The organism is Cohnella sp., assembly GCF_041640265.1.
In the GTDB taxonomy this organism is placed as follows: Bacteria; Bacillota; Bacilli; order Paenibacillales; family Paenibacillaceae; genus Cohnella.
In genome coordinates, this window is sequence record NZ_JBEQAP010000093.1 from 1 (window position 1) to 8204 (window position 8204).

At 47.5% G+C, this 8204-nt stretch carries 11 protein-coding genes and 1 tRNA gene; 10 read left to right on the forward strand and 2 right to left on the reverse strand.

Annotated elements, in window-relative coordinates:
• Both ACESLK_RS29470 and ACESLK_RS29475 read right to left on the reverse strand, forming a co-directional pair.
• The coding region (locus ACESLK_RS29470; RefSeq protein WP_373233417.1) for a helix-turn-helix domain-containing protein at positions 1-292 on the reverse strand (292 nt) is incomplete at its 3' end.
• A 134-nt stretch (positions 293-426) separates the two neighbouring features.
• Entirely contained in the window at positions 427-933 is a 507-nt protein-coding gene (locus ACESLK_RS29475) for a DUF6431 domain-containing protein (protein WP_373233430.1), read from the reverse strand.
• Between the two features lie 483 nt (positions 934-1416).
• Here ACESLK_RS29475 and ACESLK_RS29480 point away from each other — a divergent pair, with 483 nt between their 5' ends.
• The 10 genes from ACESLK_RS29480 to ACESLK_RS29525 all read left to right on the forward strand — a co-directional run bounded on the left by ACESLK_RS29480 (position 1417) and on the right by ACESLK_RS29525 (position 7959).
• A complete protein-coding gene (locus tag ACESLK_RS29480; protein ID WP_373233419.1) occupies positions 1417-2796 on the forward strand; it encodes a S1 family peptidase in 1380 nt (459 codons plus the stop codon).
• A 73-nt stretch (positions 2797-2869) separates the two neighbouring features.
• Positions 2870-3376: a hypothetical protein gene (locus tag ACESLK_RS29485; protein WP_373233421.1), complete on the forward strand. Its 507-nt coding sequence runs from the start codon at positions 2870-2872 to the stop codon at positions 3374-3376.
• Positions 3377-3543: 167 nt separating this feature from the next.
• Positions 3544-5088 carry a bifunctional methyltransferase/pyrophosphohydrolase YabN gene (gene yabN / locus ACESLK_RS29490; RefSeq protein ID WP_373233422.1) on the forward strand — a complete coding sequence of 515 codons (1545 nt, stop codon included), beginning with the start codon at positions 3544-3546 and terminating at the stop codon, positions 5086-5088.
• A gap of 139 nt (positions 5089-5227) precedes the next feature.
• Positions 5228-5500 carry an HU family DNA-binding protein gene (locus ACESLK_RS29495; protein WP_373233423.1) on the forward strand — a complete coding sequence of 91 codons (273 nt, stop codon included), beginning with the start codon at positions 5228-5230 and terminating at the stop codon, positions 5498-5500.
• Positions 5501-5773 (forward strand): RNA-binding S4 domain-containing protein, encoded by a 273-nt coding sequence (locus ACESLK_RS29500; RefSeq protein ID WP_373233424.1) that lies wholly within the window; start codon positions 5501-5503, stop codon positions 5771-5773.
• A 115-nt stretch (positions 5774-5888) separates the two neighbouring features.
• Positions 5889-6173, forward strand: coding sequence for a sporulation protein YabP (gene yabP / locus ACESLK_RS29505; protein ID WP_373233431.1), 285 nt, complete (start codon positions 5889-5891; stop codon positions 6171-6173).
• Positions 6170-6778, forward strand: coding sequence for a spore cortex biosynthesis protein YabQ (gene yabQ / locus ACESLK_RS29510; RefSeq protein WP_373233426.1), 609 nt, complete (start codon positions 6170-6172; stop codon positions 6776-6778). The genes yabP and yabQ overlap by 4 nt, the downstream gene beginning before the upstream one ends.
• A 46-nt stretch (positions 6779-6824) precedes the next feature.
• Positions 6825-7154: an FtsB family cell division protein gene (locus tag ACESLK_RS29515; RefSeq protein ID WP_373233427.1), complete on the forward strand. Its 330-nt coding sequence runs from the start codon at positions 6825-6827 to the stop codon at positions 7152-7154.
• Positions 7155-7260: 106 nt separating this feature from the next.
• The gene (locus ACESLK_RS29520) at positions 7261-7740 is read left to right on the forward strand and encodes a S1 domain-containing RNA-binding protein (protein ID WP_373233429.1); all 480 of its coding nucleotides are present in this window, start codon (positions 7261-7263) and stop codon (positions 7738-7740) included.
• Between the two features lie 145 nt (positions 7741-7885).
• Positions 7886-7959: transfer RNA gene (locus ACESLK_RS29525), tRNA-Met, on the forward strand.
• Positions 7960-8204: the final 245 nt, after the last annotated feature.

Below are 8204 nucleotides of genomic sequence, written 5' to 3' on the forward strand. Positions count from 1 at the left end.
GCTGTTTTCGAAGCGCCAATACGTGATTCTGCTGCTCTTGCGACAACGTGCGGGAATGTCCGCGGTCAGAGCGCGTTCCGGGTTTCAATCCGTCAAAACCATGCCACCGGTAATGAAGAAGCCATTCCAGAATGGTCTTGGCCGCGTATCGCTTTTCCCCATAGACGGGTACATCATGCTTCTTACCGGACACCTCCGCCAAATAGGTTGCCCGATCAACCTGACCGTTTAACAAGGTAGCCAGGAGTCCATAGCGAAATAAGGCGATCTTCTCTCTTAACATTTCATCCATCTGGTTAATAGCCTCCTAAGCGAATGAGCAAGCGGATACGCCTGCTCAATCGATCGTCAGCTAGCCGGCTAACCGTTGTCGCCATTATAACCGGCAGGCTTGCTTGGAGGCGAGGACAAAGGATTGTGGAAACGTTATTCTGTTTTCGCCACGCGCGCCCCATGATATAATGAAGCTGCCATAAAGCTGCTCATCTGATGACGCCACCACCTTCTTGCGAAGGTTGCTTTCCCCAAAGCCTGGATCATCGTAAGCATGTTTATGGCTCTTTCTTTGCGTTCCATGGGCCATATAGATGGATCACCCTCGAGACGAAAAAACAGCTCGATTTCCGTCATCTTTCCATACATTCGCCGCTCATACCACCTTCGCAGTTGGCGGGAACAAAAGCATACGGATGTCTGCCAATACGTCAGCAGGATGCTGATTATGTATTCCATAGCATGTTGAAAATACGGAAGTAGGAAGGTCGGTAGAATGGATACCGTCTTTCCGCAGTCGGTACAAAATAATCGACAGATCGGGATTCGGTAGGATTCTGCTTCATCAATCGCATTGCGATCATAGAAACCATGTCGCAGTAATCGTTTGTGTGCTCTACATATCGGGCAACATGCAAGGTCGGGAAACTCATTCGCTATTGGTGGGGGTAAATCACCTGAAAACCTCCCGGAGTAATTTGCTCAAAGTCTAGCAAATTACTCCTGCATTAAAATAGCGGGAATCCGTTCCAATATGAAAATAGGCGCTTGTTTCCTGCGGAAACAATGCGCCTATTCACAACAGGAGGCGCTTTTTTCTTTCAAAGCTCAAATTACTTCATTACAGGAATGGCTCCCTTGATTGTCTGTTCTTCTTTGGTGCGATTGTTAGTGGAACAAGCTCAGTTGCAGTAATGGAACCGTAACGGTATTTGGTTCATGCAGTTCTCCAATTCGACAAAACATTACATTATTCAATAGTATATTGTATTATATACAGTAATATTCTTGTAAATGACAATCCTATAATTTGTAAATTATCCATTTGAACCATGTCTGTAGATGTATGTACTCTTGTGGGAACATAAGTTAATATTACAATATCTTCTTCATTAGGAAAGGAAAATCGAATCACTGAATCTAATGGATAAGAGTGTCGAACCTAAATTTATTAAGGAGATGGTAGCTGTGGTAAGCAGGAAAATTCTATCTTTGTTATTAGCAGTTGGTCTTATTTTTCCGGTATCCGTTAAAGCGAATGTTAACCAGAATGATGCACAATCGATCTTTAACCAGCCTTCTAAACTGAATGAAGTTAATAACCAAAGTTTTGAAATGACTAGTAGTCTTAAGTACAGAAAAGAAGTGGGGTTAAATCACTCCGAGGCAACTGTAAAAAATATCAAAATGCAATACAAAAAAAGTGAGAAGTTTGGGGTCTATTTAACACCTGTCGAAGAATTAGAGCTTACTAACAGGTTTTCGTTTCAAGAATCAACAACTAAAAAGATATTGGGTAAACTAAATAAAGTAATAAAAGGAGACTTTACTCTATATATTGACCAAGCTAGGGGCGGGGTATATCACCTTGGTTTAAAGGACATTAACATAGATTTAACAGACATTGTAGATTTATTTTCCGACAAAAGTCTAATTGTAGTAAATAAAATCAGCAAATCTGAACAAGATTTAGACGCTATTCATGAAAGTATATTGTCAGCTAGAGGTTCTTTAATGGAAAGTGGAATAATCGTAAGCGAGATTAACACAGATGTAAGAAATGAGACAGTTATAATAGGTATCGAAAACCTCACTCAGGACAAAGTGATATTTTTACACAATATGTTTGGAAGTTACGTTACTGTTAGAGAAGCATCGGGTATAGAGGGTACGGATAGATCACTACACTACAATCCTTTACGTGGGGGAACTAGAATAACAAAAAATTCGGGAGGGAATTGTTCTGTTGGTTTTATGGTGAACGATGGTTACTCTAACTATGTTGTTACAGCTGGTCACTGTGGTCAGGATGACTATACTCAAGGTGGAACCAGTATAGGATATATGAGTTTTAGAACAAGCGGGTTCAATTCGAATTCTGATTCTGGTATTATAGGGCAAAATACAAATCTCACTTATACGGGAGGGAGAATCTATAACACTTCCTCTTCACACCATAGTTATAATGCAACACAAAACGCTTCCGAGGATGTTGTGGGTGAGTCTGTTTGTATGTCCGGGGCATCAACAACAACAAACGCGGTTCAATGTGGGCTCATTCAAAGCAAAAACTACACCTCTAGTTGGAGCGGAATGACTTTTAATAAACAAAGATTAGCGTCTTATATTGCAATTCCGGGGGATAGTGGAGGTACAGTATTTTATAGCGGTACTAATACTGTATTAAAAGGAGTACAAAGTGCCAGGCGACTTAGTGACAGCTATGGGATATACTCTCATTTAGAGTATGTTATACAAGATATGAGTAATGCAACTAATCGAACAATTCAGATACTCTTTTAAGATCTTACCTGTCGAGCGAATTGCTCGGCAGGTATTCTATTTAATATCCTACTCACAAGCGGAGGTCAATCAATTGATTATTATAAAATCCATATCGACAAAAATTTCATTCTATTTGTTAATGGTATCGGTAATAACAGCTTGTTCAAAACAAGAGGCTGATTTGATTGGTTACATTGTTAATGAAACGAACGGAAGGATAACTATTGTAGAATCAAATGACCGAGAGCCACCTTTTGTATTGACAAGTTCCAATAAAAAGTACCAAGTAGGAAGCAAAGTGGAGGTTCGATTTAAGGATAAGGTAATGGATACAATGTTTCCATCAACAGCCCGTGCAGAACTTGATGAACTGTTAGTTTCGGACAATGAAAGGAAAGTTATCAAAAAATTACTGACCCTTATTGCTGAGCAAAATGGTCTAAATTACTACACTGCTATTTTGAATGTCAAAGAACAAATGGGTAACTGGTTAGTTGAAACGAAAGAATATGACTATAACACGGGAAAATATAGTATGTTTTCTTATACTGTCTCAAATGATAACCTAGATGTGACGGTTATAAGTGAAAAAAAATAACGGTTACAACGGGGAACCTTTGATATTTGTTGGATGAACCCTTACGGAAAGTGAGAAATGAGATCTATGCAGCATGCGAGTAGATACTGACATCATTTTTTCCTATTGTGATTTAATTAGGTATAATGGAGAAAATCTTTTGTCGACGAAGGAGACGTTTCATTTTCATGCAGGCGCTTATAAAGATTGTAGGGTTAGGTTCTGGGGATATGAACCACCTAACTATCGGTACGTACAAGTTATTGAGAAACAGCGGGCGTATTAGGCTGAGAACTGAATATCATCCTCTTGTGAAGTGGCTACGTGAAGAAGGGATCACGTTCGAGAGCTTTGACAGATTCTACGAGCGAACATGTACGTTCGATGAAGTCTACGAGCAGATCGTGGAGGAGCTGCTGCGGGAAGCGATTAAGGCCGCAGCGGCGGGAGAGCGCCTGATCTATGCGGTTCCGGGACACCCGATGGTGGCCGAGCGGACAGTGAGGCTGCTGCTGGAGCAAGGACCGAAGCACGGTGTCCGCATTGAGTTCGGCGGGGGCGAGAGCTTTCTGGATCGGGCGTTCCTGGCCCTTGGCATTGATCCGATTGAGGGCTTTCAGCTGATGGACGGCACTTCGATGAGCGGATTCGCAACCATCGACACGGTTACGCCGTCCTCCATGTCGCTGTATCGAGGCAGCATCCAGCCGACTCAGCATCTGCTCATTGCACAGGTGTATGATGCATCGGTAGCCTCCGAAGTGAAGCTCACTTTGATGGAGGTATATCCAGATGATCACCCTGTTACGGTGGCGCACGAGCTTGGCGTAGCGGGTAAAGAATCGATTCAGTCCGTACCTCTTTCCGAGCTGGATCGCGGCCAGGCCTATGGGAATCTAAGCCTGATTTACGTACCGCCAGGCACAGCTGATCGGCTCCGAATTCGTCAATTTGATCGACTCCATGAGATCGTCTCCATTTTGCGAAGTCCGGAAGGCTGTCCGTGGGATCGGGAGCAATCGCATGCCTCCATTCGCAAAAACCTGATCGAGGAAATGTACGAGGTGCTTGAGACGATCGATGATGACGACCCGGACGCCATGTGCGAGGAGCTCGGCGATCTGCTGCTGCAAATTATGCTGCACGCTCAGTTCGAGGAGGAGACAGGCGCTTTCTCCGTATATGATGTTATTCAGGGAATCAACGAGAAGCTGATCCGGCGTCATCCGCACGTATTCGGGGAGCGCAAGGCGGAGGGCACGGAAGGTGCGCTGGTTCACTGGAACGAGATCAAGCGGGCAGAGAAAGCGGCGAAGGGGATTGATCCCGACAAGCAGTCGATTCTGAGCGGGATTCCCCGCGAGCTGCCTGCTCTGCTTGCGGCGTACGAGCTGCAGAAGAAGGCCGCCAAGGTTGGCTTCGATTGGGATCGGCTGGATGACGTAACGGCGAAGGTGGAAGAGGAGTGGGGAGAGCTGTCTGCCGCCATTCGGACCGGCGGCCGGGACGAGCAGCTGGACGAACTGGGAGATGTGCTGTTTTCACTTGTGAACACGGCACGGTTTCTGAAGCTGGACCCTGACGAAGCACTTAGAGCGACGAATCGCAAGTTTCGGAGCAGATTTCAATATATAGAAGAACAGCTACGTTTAAAGCAAAAGTCGTTTGACCAAACTGATTTAATAGAAATGGAGACCCTCTGGCAGGAGGCGAAGAAGCAAAACGCCACATAATTGACGAAAATTATCGATTTTTGCAGATCCGTTGCAGGAATTTTCCAATTGGCAAAGAATACATATTTTTGTGCTCAAATAAAGCATCCCATCTTATGAACAAAACCACCATTTAAACACATTGTAGGAGGACAAGTACATGAACAAGACAGACCTGATCAACAACATCGCAGAAAAGAGCGGTATGACCAAGAAAGACGTAGAAACAGTTCTTAACTCTTTCCTGGGTGAAGTGACCGATGCACTCTCTTCCGGCGACAAGGTGCAGCTGATCGGCTTCGGCACATTCGAGACTCGCAAGCGCTCCGGACGTCAAGGCCGCAACCCGCAAACCGGCAAGTCGATTCAAATTCCTGAGTCGAAGGTTCCTGCTTTCAAAGCGGGCAACAAGCTGAAGGACGCCGTTAAGTAATTGAGGCTCGATAAGTTTCTGAAGGTTTCCCGGTTGATCAAGCGTCGCACGGTTGCGAAGGATGTATCCGAGCAGGGGCGCGTATGGATTAACGGACGGGAAGCGAAGGCCAGCTCCACGGTGAAGCCCGGGGATGAGCTTACGGTTCGCTTCGGCCAGAAAAGCGTCACGGTGCGGGTTGAGCGGATCGCAGAGAATCCGCGCAAGGAAGAGGCGGCGGAGCTTTACACCATCTTGCGGGAAGAGCAGCATAAGCAGGAGACAGATTGGTAGCAATGGAGACGGTCGTATGTCTGGGATGAATATCCTGACGTACGGCCGTTTTTTGTTTGTTCTAAATGGAGAGTCCCTCCCATATGTTAGTGATAACAAAGGAGGGGTACATGCCATGAACGAGATGGGCAAGCCTGGGAAGCGGCAAGAAATCCGCATGCTGAATCGCAAAGCTCTGGAGGTATCCGGGGTTAAAAATGTCGAGAGCTTCGACAGCGAGGAGTTTCTGCTGGAAACGGAATGCGGCTTTCTGATAATCAAGGGCCATAATTTACATATCAAAAACTTGAATCTGGAGCAGGGTGTCGTTGCGATTGAGGGCACCGTCGACGAGCTTTCGTATGTAGACGCCAAATCCGAGAGCAAGTCGAAGGGACTGCTCGGGAAGCTGTTCAAGTGAGCGCCGCCGATCAATTTCAGACGCTGGCGATGATGGCGGGCAGCGGCTTGCTGATTGGCCTTGCGTTCGACGCGTACCGGGTGCTTGCCGCCCGGCTGCGCGTGCCGCGCTGGATGCTCCCGCTGCTGGATACCTTCTTTGTGGTGTTTGCAACGCTGCTGTCTTTCCGAGTGCTGTATGAGGCGAATTACGGAGAAATTCGGTATCACGTTTTTTTGGGACTGCTCATCGGCGTTTGCTTTCACTTCGCTCTGCTCAGCCGCTGGGCGATTGCTTTCTTCGATGGGGTTATTAACGGCGCAGTGCGGCTGTACAAGCTTCTCGTGTCTCTCTTTGTTGTGTTTGTCGTAAAACCGGTCAAGCTGCTGTATCGACTCATTGTGGTGCTGCTCGGATTTTTGGCTGCGCTCACTATATTCTTGTATCGATTTGTGTTACAATTGCTATATCCTTTGTGGATGCTGTTCCGATTTCTGCTAAAGCCGCTCGTTACACCTTTGTGGAAGTGGCTGCGTCCCCGCCTTGAATGGGTAAGGCATGTGATAGGGTTGTGGCGCAGGGCGGTCGGATTGTGGAGCGCTTTCAGGCAATGGCTGAAGCGTTAAGCGGAACGACAGAACAGCATACGATGATCTGTGTTGGGGGACTTGAATGGTGGCAGCTTCAAGAATGGCGGCGGCATCGGCGTCGAAACAATCGAAAACCGGGATGAGACGGATGACGAAGCTGTGGCTTTTTTTTGTCGCCGCTTTTGTGGTGTGGTCCTTGTGGTCGATGTGGCAGCAGCAAGGGGATCTGGCGAGGGCAACCAACGATCTGGGCCGGATCGAGGAGCAGCAGCGTAAAGCCCAGACGATGAATGAGTATTATAAGACGGAAATCACCCGTTTACATACTCCTGAATATATTGAACAGAGGGTACGCAAAGACTTCCAAATGAGCAGACCAGGGGATGTGATCTTCACTCCGCCGAAGCCGTAAGCTTCGGGGGATACGCGTTCCCATGCAGTTGACCGTTTGCAAGCCTTCGGTTATAATCTCCATAGCCGACTTTATCCTAAATTCCTAAGGAGGAACAAGTACTTTTATGTCAATTGAAGTGGGCGCCAAGCTTCAGGGAAAGGTGACCGGTATTACTCATTTTGGAGCGTTCGTAGAGCTCCCTGGAGGCGTCACCGGACTCGTGCACATCTCCGAGATTGCCGATAACTACGTGAAGGATGTCAAGGATCATTTAAAGCTTGAAGACGTTGTTACGGTCAAGGTCATCAACGTTGACAAGGACGGCAAGATCGGGCTTTCTATCCGTAAGGCGGTTGACCGCCCGGAGGGAGAGCAAGCTCCGCAGCAACAGCAGCGTCCCCCGCGCAATGACAGACCGTTCCGCCGTGAGGACAGGGATGGCGGCGGTGGCCGAGGCGGTAGAGGTGGGTTTGACCGGGGACCGAACCGATTAACGTTCGAAGACAAGGTATCCCGTTTTCTGAAGGACAGCGAAGAGCGGATTTCTTCGTTGAAGAAGAATACCGAGGGCAAACGCGGCGGCCGTGGCGCCAGACGCGTCTAATACAAGGGAAACCGCCGGACTGACGGATCAGTCGGCGGTTTTTTTGTCGGCTCTGAAGCGAACAGCACAACGGCACACGACCGCATGTCTGCTTGACAAGCTAAGCGTATTTAAGGTATACTGCTGAATGTTGCCTCATTTTTTTGGCGGTGTAGCTCAGCTGGCTAGAGCGTACGGTTCATACCCGTAAGGTCGGGGGTTCGATCCCCTCCGCCGCTATATCGAAGAAGAATCAGCCACTCCTGACGGGGTGGTTTTTTTGTCTGCGCACCTGGCCAATGGGGCTCGCGGATAATCGCCGATTCCCTCGACATCTCCCTAGCGCCGCGCGGCAGAAATGCGAGGGAGAATCGACAGCGTATGTCCCGGCATGTCGCAACGAATCGTGCCGATATGTGCCGTTTCGAGATCGCCCAACTCACTCAACCCTATGACCCGCGCAGAGTCCGGCTCGTCGCGCGGGT

What these genes read in the sequence shown, in the direction of transcription:
- ACESLK_RS29480 (WP_373233419.1), top strand. Translation starts at nt 1,417, where the DNA reads ATGGATAAGAGTGTCGAACCTAAATTTATTAAGGAGATGGTAGCTGTG.
- yabN (WP_373233422.1), top strand. Translation starts at nt 3,544, where the DNA reads ATGCAGGCGCTTATAAAGATTGTAGGGTTAGGTTCTGGGGATATGAAC.
- ACESLK_RS29495 (WP_373233423.1), top strand. Translation starts at nt 5,228, where the DNA reads ATGAACAAGACAGACCTGATCAACAACATCGCAGAAAAGAGCGGTATG.
- yabP (WP_373233431.1), top strand. Translation starts at nt 5,889, where the DNA reads ATGAACGAGATGGGCAAGCCTGGGAAGCGGCAAGAAATCCGCATGCTG.
- ACESLK_RS29515 (WP_373233427.1), top strand. Translation starts at nt 6,825, where the DNA reads ATGGTGGCAGCTTCAAGAATGGCGGCGGCATCGGCGTCGAAACAATCG.
- ACESLK_RS29520 (WP_373233429.1), top strand. Translation starts at nt 7,261, where the DNA reads ATGTCAATTGAAGTGGGCGCCAAGCTTCAGGGAAAGGTGACCGGTATT.